This is a genomic window from Rhodococcus sp. BP-332, from assembly GCF_019836065.1.
GTDB lineage: Bacteria > Actinomycetota > Actinomycetes > Mycobacteriales > Mycobacteriaceae > Rhodococcoides.
In genome coordinates this window covers 352,023-368,147 of record NZ_JABUEC010000003.1, presented here as the reverse complement: position 1 = coordinate 368,147, position 16,125 = coordinate 352,023, and the positions used below count along the sequence as shown (strand labels likewise).

The 16,125-nt window shown below is 69.4% G+C and carries 19 protein-coding genes; 6 read left to right on the top strand and 13 right to left on the bottom strand.

The window, feature by feature from the left end; all coding sequences use genetic code 11:
- Positions 1-10: 10 nt before the first annotated feature.
- Positions 11-778, top strand: coding sequence for a hypothetical protein (locus HQ314_RS12935; RefSeq protein WP_204866753.1), 768 nt, complete (start codon positions 11-13; stop codon positions 776-778).
- 158 nt (positions 779-936) lie between these two features.
- Here the strand turns inward: HQ314_RS12935 and HQ314_RS12930 are convergent, their stop codons facing one another.
- The 8 genes from HQ314_RS12930 to HQ314_RS12895 form a co-directional block, all read right to left on the bottom strand.
- Positions 937-1,674 (bottom strand): DUF1906 domain-containing protein, encoded by a 738-nt coding sequence (locus HQ314_RS12930; protein ID WP_222650263.1) that lies wholly within the window; start codon positions 1,672-1,674, stop codon positions 937-939.
- A 140-nt stretch (positions 1,675-1,814) separates the two neighbouring features.
- Positions 1,815-2,588: a site-2 protease family protein gene (locus HQ314_RS12925; RefSeq protein WP_222650262.1), complete on the bottom strand. Its 774-nt coding sequence runs from the start codon at positions 2,586-2,588 to the stop codon at positions 1,815-1,817.
- An 18-nt stretch (positions 2,589-2,606) separates the two neighbouring features.
- Positions 2,607-3,941 (bottom strand): wax ester/triacylglycerol synthase domain-containing protein, encoded by a 1,335-nt coding sequence (locus HQ314_RS12920; RefSeq protein ID WP_222650261.1) that lies wholly within the window; start codon positions 3,939-3,941, stop codon positions 2,607-2,609.
- 1 nt (position 3,942) lies between these two features.
- The gene (locus HQ314_RS12915; RefSeq protein WP_222638179.1) at positions 3,943-4,422 is read right to left on the bottom strand and encodes an SRPBCC family protein; all 480 of its coding nucleotides are present in this window, start codon (positions 4,420-4,422) and stop codon (positions 3,943-3,945) included.
- 23 nt (positions 4,423-4,445) lie between these two features.
- Positions 4,446-4,811: a VOC family protein gene (locus HQ314_RS12910; RefSeq protein ID WP_027503894.1), complete on the bottom strand. Its 366-nt coding sequence runs from the start codon at positions 4,809-4,811 to the stop codon at positions 4,446-4,448.
- Between the two features lie 9 nt (positions 4,812-4,820).
- Positions 4,821-5,435, bottom strand: coding sequence for a bifunctional 2-polyprenyl-6-hydroxyphenol methylase/3-demethylubiquinol 3-O-methyltransferase UbiG (locus tag HQ314_RS12905; RefSeq protein ID WP_285188406.1), 615 nt, complete (start codon positions 5,433-5,435; stop codon positions 4,821-4,823).
- Entirely contained in the window at positions 5,432-5,722 is a 291-nt protein-coding gene (locus HQ314_RS12900) for a hypothetical protein (RefSeq protein WP_027503896.1), read from the bottom strand. Before HQ314_RS12900 ends, HQ314_RS12905 begins: the two co-directional genes overlap by 4 nt.
- A 10-nt stretch (positions 5,723-5,732) precedes the next feature.
- Entirely contained in the window at positions 5,733-6,971 is a 1,239-nt protein-coding gene (locus HQ314_RS12895; protein WP_308119390.1) for an acyl-CoA dehydrogenase family protein, read from the bottom strand.
- A 108-nt stretch (positions 6,972-7,079) separates the two neighbouring features.
- Between HQ314_RS12895 and HQ314_RS12890 the strand changes: the two genes are divergently transcribed.
- On the top strand, positions 7,080-8,246 hold the full coding sequence (locus tag HQ314_RS12890; RefSeq protein ID WP_222650499.1) for a lipase family protein: 1,167 nt from the start codon (positions 7,080-7,082) through the stop codon (positions 8,244-8,246).
- Here the strand turns inward: HQ314_RS12890 and HQ314_RS21390 are convergent.
- A complete protein-coding gene (locus HQ314_RS21390) occupies positions 8,243-8,698 on the bottom strand; it encodes a hypothetical protein (RefSeq protein WP_261781649.1) in 456 nt (151 codons plus the stop codon). The two genes, HQ314_RS12890 and HQ314_RS21390, sit on opposite strands and share 4 nt — an antisense overlap.
- On the bottom strand, positions 8,661-10,154 hold the full coding sequence (locus HQ314_RS12885) for an alpha-amylase family glycosyl hydrolase (protein WP_261781648.1): 1,494 nt from the start codon (positions 10,152-10,154) through the stop codon (positions 8,661-8,663). Before HQ314_RS12885 ends, HQ314_RS21390 begins: the two co-directional genes overlap by 38 nt.
- A gap of 73 nt (positions 10,155-10,227) precedes the next feature.
- Between HQ314_RS12885 and HQ314_RS12880 the strand changes: the two genes are divergently transcribed.
- Both HQ314_RS12880 and HQ314_RS12875 read left to right on the top strand, forming a co-directional pair.
- Positions 10,228-10,422, top strand: a complete 195-nt coding sequence (locus tag HQ314_RS12880; RefSeq protein ID WP_037183861.1) for an antitoxin — start codon at positions 10,228-10,230, stop codon at positions 10,420-10,422.
- An 8-nt stretch (positions 10,423-10,430) separates the two neighbouring features.
- Complete coding sequence (locus HQ314_RS12875) at positions 10,431-11,396, top strand: SDR family NAD(P)-dependent oxidoreductase (RefSeq protein WP_307095058.1); 966 nt, start codon at positions 10,431-10,433, stop codon at positions 11,394-11,396.
- A 182-nt stretch (positions 11,397-11,578) separates the two neighbouring features.
- Here the strand turns inward: HQ314_RS12875 and HQ314_RS12870 are convergent, their stop codons facing one another.
- Positions 11,579-11,932 carry a VOC family protein gene (locus HQ314_RS12870; RefSeq protein ID WP_222638182.1) on the bottom strand — a complete coding sequence of 118 codons (354 nt, stop codon included), beginning with the start codon at positions 11,930-11,932 and terminating at the stop codon, positions 11,579-11,581.
- 60 nt (positions 11,933-11,992) lie between these two features.
- On the opposite strand from HQ314_RS12870, the gene HQ314_RS12865 reads away from it, so the two are divergent.
- Positions 11,993-13,495: a DUF222 domain-containing protein gene (locus tag HQ314_RS12865; RefSeq protein WP_222650259.1), complete on the top strand. Its 1,503-nt coding sequence runs from the start codon at positions 11,993-11,995 to the stop codon at positions 13,493-13,495.
- 7 nt (positions 13,496-13,502) lie between these two features.
- Here the strand turns inward: HQ314_RS12865 and HQ314_RS12860 are convergent, their stop codons facing one another.
- Positions 13,503-13,937: a VOC family protein gene (locus tag HQ314_RS12860; protein ID WP_222650258.1), complete on the bottom strand. Its 435-nt coding sequence runs from the start codon at positions 13,935-13,937 to the stop codon at positions 13,503-13,505.
- A gap of 71 nt (positions 13,938-14,008) precedes the next feature.
- Here HQ314_RS12860 and HQ314_RS12855 point away from each other — a divergent pair, with 71 nt between their 5' ends.
- A complete protein-coding gene (locus HQ314_RS12855; RefSeq protein WP_222650257.1) occupies positions 14,009-15,028 on the top strand; it encodes an LLM class flavin-dependent oxidoreductase in 1,020 nt (339 codons plus the stop codon).
- A 9-nt stretch (positions 15,029-15,037) separates the two neighbouring features.
- Here the strand turns inward: HQ314_RS12855 and ychF are convergent, their stop codons facing one another.
- On the bottom strand, positions 15,038-16,117 hold the full coding sequence (gene ychF / locus HQ314_RS12850; RefSeq protein ID WP_027503913.1) for a redox-regulated ATPase YchF: 1,080 nt from the start codon (positions 16,115-16,117) through the stop codon (positions 15,038-15,040).
- Positions 16,118-16,125: the final 8 nt, after the last annotated feature.

Below are 16,125 nucleotides of genomic sequence, written 5' to 3'. Positions count from 1 at the left end.
CGGGGACATCATGCGGGACATCGGGACAACGGGAACGCGCGTCGCAGCGCGACGTGTTCTGGGCGGAGTGGCCGTCGCCGCCGCCTGCGCCTTCGTCGCACCTGCCGCGGCCGGCGCAGCCCCCGCCCCCGTCATGCCGCTGCCCGCCGAGGTTCCGGTGGTGCCGGGCTACGAGGCACTGGCCGCCCTGGCCCCCACCCTGCTCGACGCCGCGGAGCGCGACGCCGCCTCGCCGCAGAGCGATCTGCTGGTGCGCGCGAAGGCGCTGCTGGCCACGGCCCCGCTGTCGGACCAGGCGAAGCGCATCCTCACCAGCATCATCACGTTCCTCGACGGCAGCGGCGGTGGCGGCCCGGAGATCCCCGAGAACGGCCCGGTCATCTCCCAGTTCTTCTACCCCACCGTCGGCAAGGGCTGCATCTCCGCCACGGCCGACTCCGTCGCGAGCGCGCTGGCGGTGCCCGGCCCGGCCCAGTTGCCGCCTCCCGGACCCGCAGCCGGTCAGGCCGGCTTCGTCTTCACGGCACTCGGCACCGCGCCGCTCGCCGACGTGCAGGCAGCGCCGCTGACCGCGAACTGGGTCAACGTCGACACGGGCCGCACCGGAGCAACCGTGCTCACGGGTGCCGCGGGGATCAACCCCGACGGCCCGGCCACGCTCTCGGCACTCGCGGACACCGGGACCGGTCGCGTCCTGGCCGCCGTCTCCGGGTCGATCAGCACCGAGGCCGGAATCACGTGCAGCTTCCTGCCGACCATCGGCGCCTTCGTCGTCTGACGATCGGGACGAGACCGGCGTTCAGGAACCGAACGCGGTCGAGATCTGGGTGTAGATCGCTCCGGCGATCGCGTACAGGTAGTCGATGAACTCCATGATGGTGCCTCTCCGTAGGTGTGACTGCTGTGACAGGTGTGTCGTGAGAGGCCGCCGCCGCGTTACGCGGACAGGCTCCACTGCCCGTAGTCCTCGCGCAGCACGGTGTTGACGTCCACACCCACTCTGTCGATCGCTCGCTTGTCGATCTCGATCTGATGCAGGTGGGCAGCCGGGTTCACGTAGCCCTTCGGCGTCCCCCAGTTGTGCTGCCAGTACCAGGCACCGAGTCCCGCTGCCGCCGCGAGGTCGATGGTCGGCGAGTTGGCGTACACGCCCGTGTTCTCGGCCCCGACCACCGACTGCCAGCCGAGCAGGTACGGCGCGATCATCGCGGCGAACTCGACCGCGGTCGGGTTGTCGTCGATCGACGCGTAGATGGGCCGGTCCGCCGGTCCGCCTGCCTCCGTGTGCAATTCGAGGCCGCGCGTCGCGTGCTTCACGCCGGCGGCGAATCCGCCACGCCAGTCGGCCGTCGCCCCCTTGCCGAACTGGTAGCACGACACCACCTGGAGACCGGCCGCGGTGAGCTCGTCGGCCTCGGCGGCGGTCATCGGCTTGCCCGTCATCCAGGCGGCACCGGGTCGACGGTCCGAGACGTAGCGGATGGCGCCCAGATGGCCGGCGGCGGCGATGGCGGAGGCAGACGGCACTCCCCCGGCGTAGTCGACGATCGTGCCCAACGCTGCGGGTGCTGCGGGCGCGGCAGAGGCGACGCCGCGAGCGGCGACACCGGTGACCCCGACCGCGACGGAACCGGCGGCGGCATAGCGGAACAATTGACGACGCGACACGTGCACTGGGGTCTACCTCTCGATTCGCCCGGCGCGCCTTCCTCGACATGACGGCCCGGGCTGGTAACTTCTCACGATTTCCGGCGCTATTGCACCACAGACCTCAGGGACCCCGCTAGTCCCGTGAGCCCCCTCGTCCCCAGCGATCAGTACCACTGCGTCCAGAACCGCGTGAGCACGCCGCCGCTCTGGGCCCACCCCGCGGGGACGCCGGACAGCTCGTACAGGGAGTACACCGCGTCGAAGAAGACGCGGTTGACCTGCGGCACGAACAGCAGGGCCACCACGATGAGAACCCCGTAGGGCCCGATCTGCGCGAACGACCGCCGCGCCCCGGGCGACAGGTAGGGCTCGATCGCGCCGAACCCGTCCAGACCGGGCATCGGGATCAGGTTGAGGACCACCGCGACCACCTGAAGGAACGCCAGGAAGCTCATGCCGAACCAGAAGGAGGCGTGCTCGCTGCCCGGGGCCCACACCGCGACGATCGTCAGAAGGATCACCGCGAGAACGAGATTGGCGAACGGGCCGGCCAGGGACACCGTCGTCCGCTGCCGCCTGGTCATACCGCTGGTGTTGAGCCACACGGCGCCGCCCGGCAGACCGATCCCGCCCAGCGCGACGAAGATCAGCGGCAGCACGATCGACAGTCCGGGCACCGTGTACTTCAGGGGGTTCAGCGTGAGATAGCCGCGCGCGGCGGTGTCGTGATCACCGAAGCGCCAGGCCGTCACCGCGTGGGCGAACTCGTGGAGACACAGGGACACCACCCATCCACCGATGACGAGGACGAAGACACCGGCGTACGACAGGACGTCGCCCGGCCTGGTCGAGTTCCAGGCCAGAACACCGCCGATCACGGCGACGGCGACGACCGCGAGGAAGACGGGGCTGGGTCGTACCGACGTGGACAGTGCCATGTCAGCAGCGTAGGCGGGTCACCTGAGCGCTTCCCGCACTCGATCGACGGCCTCCCGCAGGCAGTCTGTGTACGCGTCGGCGTCCATGACGTCGTCGCTCGTCACGATCGAGAGGGTCACCACGTCGCCGATGCCGTGCACTCCGTGCGTGACGCCGACCGTCGGCGAGAGGGCCGGGAACCCGGCGCTCAGCACGACGGGCCGACCGCTCAGCGTGAGGTCGGCGACGCCTCGATTCACACTGGAGACCACCGTGTGACCCGCCACCGTCGTCGGCGCCACCGACAGGTCGGCGCGGTCGACGTCGCGCCGGACGATCACCGCGGGAACGGTCGCCGTCGCACGATCGCCGACCCCGAACGCGGGGTGTTCCAGCCGTCTTCGCCGATCTCGCAGGGAGTCGTCGATCGCCCGCGCCCGCGCGCGGAGATCCTGCACGGACGGGTGCAGATCCACCCCCGCGTTGTGAAAAGCATTGGCAGCAGCGGTGGTTCGACTCTCCCCCGGTATGGCGATCATGACCTCGGCCCCGAGGTCGTCCGGAACCGGCTCGCCCAGGGACGCGAGATGCCGACTCATCGCGTCCGACACCACGACGAGCGCGGCCACGGTGACACTGACGGTGTCGGTGCGGAGGTCCGACGCCGGGCACACCACGCACCGGATGCGGGTGGTCCCGCCTGCCGGGCGGGACAGCAGCGTCGGTGCTCGGGGAAGCGGCGGGCCGGGGATGACGCCGGCCACAGTGTCGGCCGTGCGCCGACGATCGGCCACCACCGCCTCACGTGCCCGACGCACCATGCCGATCACCCGTGCGGGAAGCTCGACGGCACCACGCGCGACCGCGAGGGGCGCCGGCACCACCACCGTGCGCACCGCCGCTGACGGCTCGTCCGACAGCAACGCGCGAGCCAGCGCCGACACCCGCCCGCCGTCCCCGAGAGCGTGCGCGATCTGCAGGACGAGCACCGTCGCCGACCCCGTCGTGCCGGGCACCCCGTGGACGCACGGGTACAGATGCACGCGCCACGGCTCGCGGCGCGGCTCGACCTGATCCCCGAAGGTCTCCGCCACCCGGTCGAGGCAGTCCTGCCACGTCCCGCCGGCGTGGACGCGGACCCGGTCGCGGGTCACCTCCGTGGGCACCCAGTAGGGGTAGTCGGCCGTCCACCGCGTCTCGCGCAGACGGACCGACAGCCCGCCCACCGCACGCGCCCGACGCACGAGTGCCGTGGCGACGGCGTCCGGGTCGTCGAGCACACCGTCGAACGCGTAGAGCAGGAACTGGTCGCTCGGCAGGCGCCGCGACAGCCAGTACATGCGGGCGTCGGTGGCCGTGAGCCGACCGGTCACGTCAACGGTCCTGCTGCTCCGCCTGCAACTTCAGCGCGGCGAGTCCCTTCTCGAAGTCCCTGCCGATGAACCTGTCCATCGGCACGATCCTGCCGACGAGACGCGCGACGAGGTTCTGCTGTCCCGTCATTCGCCACGTCACCTCGGTGCCGCTTCCTGCCGGCGACAGCAGGAAGACAGTCACGTTCGTGGCCTTGAACGGTTTCGTGAACAGCAGATCGAGCACGACACGATCGTCCGTCGAATCCACGATGGTCATCGACCCGGCACCGGCCTTGCGATTACCCGACCAGGCGTAGGACGCCCCGACCCCGGACTCCGAGCCGCTGTAGGTGCGGGACAGATCGGGGTCGCTGCCCTCCCACGGCGACCAGGACGTCCACCGGTGCAGATCGTCGAGGAAACCGTGCACGGTCGACGCCGGAGCGTCGACGAGGACGGAACGTTCGATCACGAACTCGTGGACCCTGTCGGTGGTCATGGGGTGATGGTAGGGCGCAGCAGTCAGTCGCGCCTGCACAGGCAGAAGAGGTGACCGACGGGATCCTGCAACACGCGGAAACCCGGGTGTTCGCCGTCGTCGTCCAGCACGCGGGCACCCTGCTCCACAGCGAAGGCCTGCGCCGCCTCCATGTCGTCGACCACGAGATCGAGGTGGATGCGGATGCCCTCCCGAGGCCAGTACAGCGGGACGAAGTCGGGCGCCTTCTGGAAGGCCAGACGCGAGCCGCCGGTGCCCTCGATCACGGTCCAGTCGGGATCGTCCTGCACCACCTTCCACCCCAGCAGAGCGGTGTAGAAACGCCCGAGCGCCACCGGATCGGGACAGTCGAGAACCGTGTAGTCCATGTCGATCGTGGGTCGTGTCATGTCCGAATTCTAGCCAGGCGTGCCGATGCCCGAGAGACTTCCCGCTTGTCGGTACCCGGTCAGGACAACCCATTCCGCACCCTCGCGCCACGGTGCCACCGACCAGGTGGAGAAGCGCTGCACGGCCGTGAAGCCGGCCTCCCGGACGTCTCGTTCGGCCCGGTCGGCGGTGTACTCGCGGTCCGTCGCGAACCCCAGGATCACCACCCCGCCCGGGACCACCGCGTCGTGCCAGCGCCGGAGCACCGTCGACTCGGTGCCCGGGGCGAGGAAGACCATGACGTTGCCGGCGGCCACGATCGCGTCGAACGACTGCGGCTCCAGATCCATGGTCGCCAGGTCGCCCTCCACCACCGTGATGCCGTGCTGTCGACGCGCCTCCTCGACCAGGACCGAGTCGAGATCCACGGCGGTCACCGTGTGTCCGCGCCGCGCGAGTTCCGCGCCCAGTCGTCCGGTTCCGCATCCTGCGTCGAGGACACGCGCGGCTCGGGGCAGCACGGCGTCGACGAAGCGGGCCTCCCCGTGCATGTCCGCGCCCGACGCCTCCAGTTCCCGGAAGCGGGCGACGTAGGCGTGCGAGTCCTCGGCACTGCGCTCGGCCGACCACCGGGTAGCGGTCACCGGTCGAGGTAGAAGCGCGCGGTCTCGGTCGCCACGTCGGACACCGCGGACGCCAGCCCGGGCTCGAGATCCAGGGCATCGGCGAGTTCGCTGCCGCGCAGCCCCTGCGAGCGCAGCAGGTCCCAGGCCTTCTCCACCAGCCGTACCGACGTCGCGTGATCGAGTTCCGGCCGGTTCGATCGCAGGGCCGTCGCCGCCCAGTCCGCGTCGAACGTGCCGTTGGGCGGACCGAACACCCGCTCCCCCGTGGAGTAGGGCTTCGGGTCGGTGCCACCGGCGTGTGTCATGCCCGTGACGCTATCCCCTGCCCGTAGCGGGCGCCGCGATGCTCGTCTTGTTCCCCGCCGACCACGCGTAGGGCAGGTCCTCGCCGTTGAGCATGTGAGCACCCACCGAGCGCAATTTGTAGAGCACCGGGTTGTGCACGGAGATGGTGCGCGCGTTGCGCCAGTGCCGATCGAGGGCGAGGGTCTCCGACACGATCAATGCTCCGCCGACCTCGAACAACTGCGTCGTCGCGTCCAGCACGAGGTCGACGACCACGGCCTGGGCGTGCGACGTGCTCAATTCGGCCCGGTCGAGCGATGCGTCGTCGCCCACCTCGACGGCGCGCTCGACGTCTGCGGCCGCCGACAGAACCAGGGCGCGAGAGGACCAGGCGGCAGCTTCGAGCCGCCCGATGAGCTGCTGCACCACCGGATCGTGTCGCGGCAGGTCGGCGGCGGCGTGGGTGTAGCTGCGGGTGCGGGCGCGGACCCACGCGGTGACGTCGTCGGCGGCGCGGCGCGCGATGCCGGCCAGGACCGCGAGCTGGACCAGCTGCAGGTACGACGTCGCGTACGTGCGTCCGGGTGCGCCGTACCCCGGTCCGAGCAGGCGCGACTCGTCGACGGCGACGTCGGTGAACGTGGTGGTGCCGCTGACGGTGAGCCGCTGCCCGAAGCCGTCCCAGTCGTCACGCTGCACGACGCCGGGAGCGTCCGAGTCGACGAGCACGGACACCCGCTCGCCGTCGAGGTCGGCAGCGACCAGGATGTGGTCGGAGTAGAGACTGCCCGTGCTGTAGAACTTCTCGCCGTTCAGACGCAGACCGTCCGGGCCGCGCGTGACCGTCGTGCGGTAGTGGTCCACCGCCCCGACACCCGGCTCGGTGATCGCGTTGCCGACGAGTGTGCCGTCGGCGATCGCCCGCAGCCACGCGTCGCGATCGGGTCCCGGTTCTGCCGCCACCTGGTCCTCGACGAAGCTCCAGTGCACGCGCAGCGCCTGCGGCAGATTCGACTCGGCGGCCGCGAGATCGACCAGCAGCGAGAACAACTGCGTCACCGAGGCGCCGGAGCCACCTTGCTCGACCGGCACGCGCAGTGCGCCGAAGCCGGCCTCGCGCAGCAGCGCGATCTCGTCATGGGCGAGCCGTCTGTCCTTCTCGCGGGCCACCGCGCCCTCGGCGATGCGGTCGAAGACGGGCTGGAAGCGGGCGCGGAGGGCCTCGTCGGTCGCCGGGCCGTCGGTCACTCGGTCGTGTGTCGTCGTCACGGGAGACGAGACTGCTCGTCGGCGCCGTCGGCCGACACCGTTGGACTCGAGGAGATTCTTGCCACGCCCGCTGCCCGAGGCAGTACGGTGACCCGAACGGGGGGAACCATGGCGCTGTCGCGCAGCATGAATCGACTGATCGCGGGGCGGATCACACCGGAGATGGCGGCGGATCCGCACGCCGCCATCCTGCCGACCCCCATCGCCGACGACTCCTTCTTCGACACGCCTGATCACGACCTGTCACCGGGTGTCCTCGTGCGCCACCGCGATGCGACGGGATGGTTCCCGCGACCACGAACCCGCCTGCGCCAGTTCATGGTCGGCTCCACCGACGCTCTCGGTCGTTCGGTGCCCGTCACCGCCACGCTGATGGAACCGAGGAGGCCGTGGCGCGGGTCGGGTACCCGGCCCGTGGTCGTGCACAACGTCGCGATCGACTCGCTCGGCACCCGGTCGACACCGTCGTATCGCATCGTCCACGGCGTCGGCCAGGACTTCCCCACGGTGGTTCCGCTCTGGCTTCAGCGCGGGTACGCGGTGCTGATCCCGGACCATCAGGGACCGCGTATGGCCTACGCCGAGGGGACCATGGCAGGGCACGCCGTGCTCGACAGCATCCGCGGACTCGTCGCGCTCGACTCGTCTTACGCGACGAGCCCGACCGCCCTCTACGGCTACAGCGGCGGTGCCATCGCGACGGCCTGGGCCGCGCAACTGCACCCCTCCTACGCGCCCGAGCTCGTCCTGCGCGGCGCCGTGGCCGGAGGATCACCGGTCGACGTCGGCTTGCTGCGCGGGACCATGAACGGCACTCTCGGAGCCGGCCTCTTCGGGGCGGCGATCATCGGCATGGCTCGCGAACACCCAGCCCTGGTCGAGCAGTTCAGCCCCACCGGCATCGTTCTCGCGTCGATGATCAAGGACCTGTCCGTCGTCCCGCTGGCCTTGTCCGGGCTGGCGCGGTTGCGACTGGAACGGCTGTCCGTGGACCCGGGCGTGTTCGAGTCCGCCACCGCGCGCGCCGTCATCGAGGCGAACACTCCGGGGGCGGACGCGCCCGTCGTACCCGTGGCGTTCTATCACGGTGCTGCGGTGCCCCGGTTCGCCGATCGGTGGATCCCCGAGCAGGGCGTCCTGAACCTGGTCGACGCGTGGCGCGGACGCGGCGCGGACGTGGAGTACCGGCCTGTGTTCGGCGACCACTTCGTGGGCGCGCTGTCCGGTCTGCCGTTCGCGATGCGGTGGATCGACGCGAGGTTCCGGGACGGCTAGCCGTCCACCACCCACCAGGCGGCGTACGGCGGGAGCCAGACGGTGTCGTCGTCGACCGACCCGACGCCCGTCAGCACCTCCCGAGGAGCGACGATTCCCGAGCGGCCGAGGACGGACACCGCCACCGGGCGGTGTGTGTCGCTCACGTTGAACAGGGCGACGAGTGTGCCGCTCGGGTGCCGACGGCGGACACCCAGCACTCCGTCGTCCAGATCGCCCAGAACGTCGACCGGCGCCTCGGCATGCAGCATGGGCAGATCCGACCGCACGCGGGCGATGTGCGCGATGCCGTCGAACACCCGCTGCGCGTCGGAGCCCTGCTCGTGGCGTCGCGCCCTGTCGGCGTCGGTCACTCGCGGTCGGTGCACCCACCGGTTGTCGTCCTCGTGGCCGGGTTCCGCCGCCCAGTCGGGATCACCCGGCGAGCCGATCTCGTCCCCACTCCACACCACGGGGATCCCGCCCCCAGACCGCGACGAGGGCGTGGGCGAGGAACAGCCGGGCGAACGCGCCGTCCGGATCCCGTCGCTCCGCACCGAGGCCCGAGAGCGCCGCCGCCGTCCCGCTGATCCGACGGTCGCCGGTGTCCGGATTGTGTTGGAACACCAGACCTTCCGCCCACGACTGCGGGAACTCTCCGGAATACCAATCGGCGAGGAAGTGTCGGTGGCCGGCGCCGGACAGACCCATCGCGGCCGCGTCGCCGTCGTCGATCGCCCATCCGATGTCGTCGTGGCACCGCACGTACGTCACCCACGTCCCGCCGGGCGGAGTCGGTGGCAGTGTCGACAGGGCGTGGCGCGCCAGCTCGGTGCTGCCCGAGGCCAGCATCGACCACACCTGGACCATGAGGCTGTTGTGGTAAGCGATGTCGGACACCCGACCGGTGTGCGATCCGGTTCCCAAGTAGGGCAACAGATCTCGTGGTCCGACGATCGCCTCGGCCTTGAACAACAGCGCAGGCGAGGCCATGCGCGCCGTCGCCCGCAGGATCTGCGTGATCGCGTGCACCTCGGGCTGATTCTGACAGTTGGTTCCCAGCCGCTTCCACAGGAAGGCGATGGCGTCGAGACGGACCACCTCGATGCCCAGGTTCGCGAGAGCGGCGACGATGTCGACGAACTCGACCAGCACCGCGGGATTGGCCCAGTTCAGATCCCACTGCCACTCGTTGAAGGTCGTCCAGACCCAGCCGTCGACGCCGTCGTCCCACGTGAAGTTCCCCGGTGCGAAGTCGGGGAACACCTCGGGCAGCGTGCGCTCGTAGGCGTCGGGCGTCGACCTGTCGGGATGGATGTGGAAGTAGTCGCGGTGGACTGCGTCGCCCTGTTGCGCCAGTTCCGCCCACTCGTGTTCGCGAGCAACGTGATTGAGGACCAGGTCGATCACGGGACTGATCCCGCGCTCGCGCAGGGTGGTGGCGAGCGCCCGCAGATCGTCGACCGTCCCGAGGTCCTCCCGCACCGTGCGGTAGTCCATGACCGCGTACCCGCCGTCGTTGTCGCCCGGACGCGGCGTGAGCAGCGGCATCAGGTGCAGGTAGGTGACACCGAGATCCGTCAGGTGGTCCAGCCGATCCGCCAGACCGGACAGAGTGTCACCGAAACGGTCGACGTAACAGGCGTACCCGAACATGGTGGGCTGCTGGAACCAGTCCGGCTCCAGCAGACGCCGCTCGTCGAGCCGGTGCAGCTCGTCGGGCCGGTCCGCGAACGCGTGTGCCGCGCGCTCGACGAGGGTGCGCGCCACCGCATCGGGCTCCGCATACAGGGCGGTGACGGCCTCGTGGAGATCGGGCCACCAGCGCTCGACACGGAGAGTGAAGGTGTCCCGCCGGTGCGGCGGGAGCGGGGCGAGTGCCGCACCGATGATGTCGTGGATCGCGTCGGGTACGGCGGTGCGCGGCATGGTCGGGATTCTTCCACGCCCGGCAGTGGGTAGCCTCGAACTGCAGCTCACACGATCAACGAGAGGACGACCGATGGTGAACTTCGGCGAGATCAAGCGCAAGCTCGACCAGAACGAGGAGAAGGTCGAACAGGCACTGGACAAAGCGGGCGACGCGGCCAAGAAGAAGTTCGCCGGGCACGACTCCCAGATCGACGGCGCGCTGGACAAGGCCAAGGACGCCATCGGCGAGAAGAACAGCGACCGCACCGACGGTCCTCCCGCCTAGTGGTCGCGGTGGGGAACTTTCTGACAGGAGTCCTGGACGAGGCGCTCGACCGGACGGTCGTGCCCGGCTACTCCCGTATCGGGTCGGCCGTCCGTCGTCGATTCTGGGCGGCCGATCCGGCCCCGTTTCCCGCCCCCATCGACGTGATCGTCACCGGCGGCAGCTCGGGTCTCGGCGCAGCTGCCGCCGGACAACTGGCCGTCCTCGGTGCGCGGGTGCACCTGGTCGGGCGTTCGGCGCGGCGGCTCGACGCCTCCGCGACCGAGATCCGCCACACCGTGCCCGGCGCCGAGCTCGTCGCGCACGAGTGCGACATGAGCGACCTCGATGCCGTGGCTGCGCTGGTCACCACCCTGACCGCTCAGCTGACGTCGATCCACGCGGTGGTGCACTGCGCCGGCGTCATGCCGCCCGAGCGCACCGAGACGGCACAGAAGCACGAGATGGCCTTCGCGACCCACGTGCTCGGACCCGTCGCGCTCACGGTCGGGCTACGCGAGCTGTTCGACGCGGGGTCTCGCGTGGTGTTCGTCTCCAGCGGCGGCATGTATCCGGTGCCGCTGCAGACCACCGACGTCGAGTTCGCTCACGGCGACTACTCGGGCCTCACCGCCTATGCCCGCACCAAGCGCATGCAGGTGGTGATCACCGAGCAACTGGCGGAGCGCCTCACCGGGCCCGACGATCCCGTCGTGCACAGCATGCACCCGGGGTGGGCGGCCACACCCGGTGTCACGGACTCCATTCCGATGTTCGGCTCGGTGATGAAACCCATCCTCCGCACCGCCGACGACGGAGCCGACACCATCGTGTGGCTCGCGGCCGCCGATCAGCCACTCGCGTCCACGGGGATGTTCTGGCACGACAGACGACCGCGCCCCACGCACTACCCGTCCTGGCGGCGGGACTCGCCGGAAGCACGGGACGCACTGTGGGGCGCGGTCGTGGAGGCCACGGGTATCGACCTCGGCTGACGTCTCCGTCAGAGGAGATCGGTCAGGTTCGACACGATCGAGGACCAGACCCACGGTTGATTCCAGATCCAGAGCGAAAGCATGGCGGTAGTCCTCACTGCAGGGAACATCTGTCCCCGACAGTCAAGACGCGTCGTTGCAGGCGTGCACCTCGGACGGCGGATGTCGGTGACGAGTCACTGTCACGCTCGGTGCATCACGACATTCACGACGTTTCCGTCAGGAGCGCGCACGAGGAATCGTCGGACTCCCCACTCCTCCGTGGTGAGCGGATGCACGATCTCGTGACCGCGACGGACGGCCTCCTCGTACGCCGCATCGACGTCGTCGACGTGAACCGACATCGCCGACTCCACCGGACTCGTCGCATCTCGCGTCACCAGTTGTACGTGCGCACCGGTCTCCGGTGACGTGAAGCGGGCGACCCAACCGAGATCGAACTCCTCGACCGCGAGTCCCAGGAAATCGGTGTAGAACGACTTCGCCTCGGCGATGTCCTCGACCGGCAGGTTGGTGGTGATGCGCTCGACTCGCATGGTGCGCATTCTGCCCCTCTCGGCCTGTTCGTGTCGGTGCCCGCTGCTACCTTCGCACACATGTTCGAACAGGGGTGGGCGACGCGCGATCCGGAGGCCATGGGCCTACCCGGACACCTCGCCGATGTCACGGTCGACGGCGTCCTCGGCGCACTCACCCACGCCACCGCCGGCGCCGCGTACCTCGAATGGACCCGCTACCGGGCCGCGGCGGAACTGCACACCCGACTGGTCGCACCACTGGACACCGCCGACCGCCGCCGCTTCGACGCGACCACCCACTGCGCCGCTCGCATCGCCGCAGTCCTGTCGATCACCCAGGGCGCAGGCGAGGGCATACTCACCCGTGCCGTGGCCCTGCGAGATCGTCTGCCCGACGTTGCCGCCTGCCTCCGCGACGGCCTCGTGACCCCGAAGTACATCCACACCATCATCGCCCGCACCGACCTCGTCGACGGCACCGACCATGCCCACCTGGTCGATGCCGAGATCGCGGCGGCACTACGGCGACGCGGCTCCTGGTCAGTGGCCCGGATGCGCGACATGGTCGACCGCATCGTCTACCGCCACGACCCCGACGCCGTCCGCGAGCGTCGCACTCGCGCGAAGGACGACCGCGGCTTCTGGATCGACCCCGCACCCGACGGCATGGCTTATCAGTGCGCCACCATGCCCGCCGAGAACGCCGTCCTCGTCGCCGCTGCTGTCGACGACCTCGCCGGACGCGTCTGCCCGAAAGACCCGCGCAGCGCCGGCGCCCGACGCAGCGACGCCCTCTTCGCCCTCGCCACGCGCACCCCCTTCGAATGCCAGTGTGACGACGACGACTGCAGTGCCCCCGGTTGGACCGGAGAGGACGGTCTCCTGACCACCGTCATCGTGCACGTCGTCGCCGACGCCGCCACCGTGAACGGGGACACCGCCTCCGCGCAGCAGGGCAACCCGGGTTTCCTCGCGGGCCACGGCGTCATCTCCGCCGACCACGTCGCCGACCTCGCTGCGCGCCCCGACGCGGTTCTGAGGCCGGTCGCCGCCACCAACCCCGCCTCGCAACCCGCGCTTCCCTACCGCCCGTCCAGTGCCCTCGACACGTTCGTGCGCATCCGCGATCAGTACTGCACCTGGCCCGGCTGCAGCAACGCCGTCTGGACCGGCGACCTCGACCACATCACCGAGTACGACCACGACGATCCCGCGGCCGGTGGACAGACGACCGACGTCAACCTCGGCGCCAAGTGCCGCTTTCACCACAACCTGAAGACGTTCGGCGACTTCGTCGACGACCAGTACCTCGACGGAGACACCGGACGAGTCGTCTCCACCATCGCCACACCCGAGGGACGCGTGATTCCGGGCCCGGCGCACAACGGGTACGACCTGTACCCCGGACTCGCCGACATCACCTTCGAACAGCCGGCGCAGGCCCCACCGGATGCCCCGCGCACATCACCGACCAGGCGAAGAACCCGCCTGGCGGACAAGCATGCGCGGCGGCGGTCCGAACGCTCCCGAAACCGACGCAGACGAGAGTTCGCCGACAACGACGACCCACCACCGTTCTGACGGGACGTCAGTCCAGGCAGAATTCGTTGCCCTCGACGTCCTGCATCACCATGCAGGACTCTTCTCCGTCGCCCGCGGGCAGGAGCCGCACTCGCGTGGCTCCGAGGTCGACGAGGCGTGCGCATTCCGCTTCCAGAGCCCCGAGGCGCTCGTCACCGACCATGCCGACGCCCACACGGACGTCGAGGTGGACGCGGTTCTTGACGGTCTTCGCCTCGGGTACGCGTTGGAAGTACAGCCGTGGGCCCACCCCGTTCGGGTCCACGCATGCGAAGGCCGACCCCTGTTTCTCGGCGGGGGGCGAACGGTCGAACTCCGCCCAGTCGGCGAAGCCCGCGGGCGCCGGCGGCACCACGTATCCGAGAACCTCGCACCAGAATCGGGCGACTCGCTCGGGGTCCGCGCAATCGAAGGTGACCTGCACCTGTCTCACCTGAGCCATGGAACCACGCTAGGCGACAGTGGCAGCCGTCGGAAGGGAAATATTCGGGCGCCCTCAGCGTTCTCCGGTGCATGAAGAACATCGGGTTCCTGTCGTTCGGGCACTGGTCACCGTCGCCGCACTCGCAGACGCGCTCCGCGTCGGATGTCCTGCTGCAGTCGATCGACCTCGCCGTCGCCGCCGAGGAGCTCGGCGCGGACGGGGCCTACTTCCGCGTTCACCACTTCGCGAACCAGCTCGCGTCGCCCTTCCCCCTGCTCGCCGCGGTCGGCGCGAAGACCAGTCGCGTCGAGATCGGCACAGGCGTCATCGACATGCGCTACGAGAACCCGTTCTACATGGCAGAGGACGCAGGATCGGCGGACCTGATCTCCGGCGGCCGACTGCAGCTCGGCGTGAGCCGGGGATCGCCCGAGCAGGTCATCGACGGGTTCCGTTACTTCGGATACGCGCCGGCCGAGGGTTCCGACAGCGGCGACATGGCCCGCGACCACACCCGCATCTTTCTGGACCTATTGGAGGGCAACGGCTTCGCAGAGCCCAACCCGTCACCGATGTTCCCCAATCCGCCCGGCCTGCTGCGCCTCGAACCCCACTCGGAGGGTCTGCGCCAGCGGATCTGGTGGGGCGCAGGCACCAGGGCGACCGCCGAGTGGACGGCGCAGCAGGGCATGAACCTGATGAGCTCCACTCTGCTCAGCGAGGACACCGGCGTGCCGTTCCACGAGCTGCAGGCAGAACAGATCGAGCGCTTCCGTAAGACGTGGGCAGATTCCGGACACTCTTTCGAACCACGAGTGTCCGTCAGCCGCAGCATCTTCCCGATCGTCGACGACGTCGATCGCGCGTACTTCGGCCGTGAGGGCGGAAGCGGCGATCAGGTCGGCTACATCGACGGCGGCATCGCCCGATTCGGCAAGACCTATGCGGGGACACCCGACAAGCTCATCGCGGAGCTGGCGAAGGACGAAGCCGTCGCCGCGGCCGACACGCTGCTCCTGACCGTGCCCAACCAGCTCGGCGTCGAGTACTGCGCGCACCTGATCGAGTCGGTTCTGACCCACGTGGCGCCGGAGTTGGGCTGGCGGTAGCAGTCCCGCTCAGACGTTGAAGCGGAACTCCACCACGTCGCCGTCGGCCATGACGTATTCCTTGCCCTCGATGCGGACCTTGCCGGCCGACTTGGCGGCGGCCATGGATCCGGCGGCGACGAGGTCGTCGTAGGACACGACCTCGGCCTTGATGAAGCCCTTCTCGAAGTCGGTGTGGATGACACCGGCGGCCTGGGGTGCGGTGTCGCCCTGATGGATGGTCCACGCGCGGGACTCCTTCGGCCCCGCCGTGAGGTAGGTCTGCAGTCCGAGGGTGTGGAAGCCGGCGCGGGCCAGGGCGTGCAGGCCGGGCTCGGTCTGGCCGATGCTCTCGAGCAGCTCCATCGCGGATTCGTCGTCGAGTTCGACGAGCTCGGACTCGATCTTGGCGTCGAGGAACACGGCGTCGGCGGGTGCGACAGCAGCCTTCAGCTCGGCGACCTTCGCGTCGTCGGTGAGCACCGACTCGTCTGCGTTGAAGACGTAGAGGAACGGCTTGGTGGTGAGCAGATTGAGCTCACGCAGTGACGACGCGTCGAACGTGTCCTTCACCGAGTACAGCGTCGTGCCGCTGTCGAGAATCGTCTGCGCTTCCTTGGCCGCGGCGACCATCGGCGCGCGATCCTTCTGCGTGCGAACTTCCTTCTCGAGACGCGGGATCGCCTTCTCGAGGGTCTGCATGTCCGCGATGATCAGCTCGGTCTCGATGACCTCGATGTCGGCGGCCGGATCGACCTTGCCGTCGACGTGCACCACGTCGTCGTCGGCGAACACGCGCACGACCTGGCAGATGGCGTCGGCCTCACGAATGTTCGCGAGGAACTTGTTGCCCAGGCCGGCGCCCTCGGACGCGCCCTTCACGATGCCGGCGATGTCGACGAACGTGACGGGCGCCGGAAGGATCTTCTCGGAACCGAAGATCTTGGCCAGCTCGTTCAGCCGCGGATCCGGCAACGGTACGACGCCCTCGTTCGGCTCGATGGTGGCGAACGGATAGTTCGCCGCCAGCACGTCGTTGTTGGTCAGCGCGTTGAACAGGGTGGACTTGCCGACGTTGGGCAGTCCGACGATTCCGAGGGTGAGGCTCACAGGGAGGA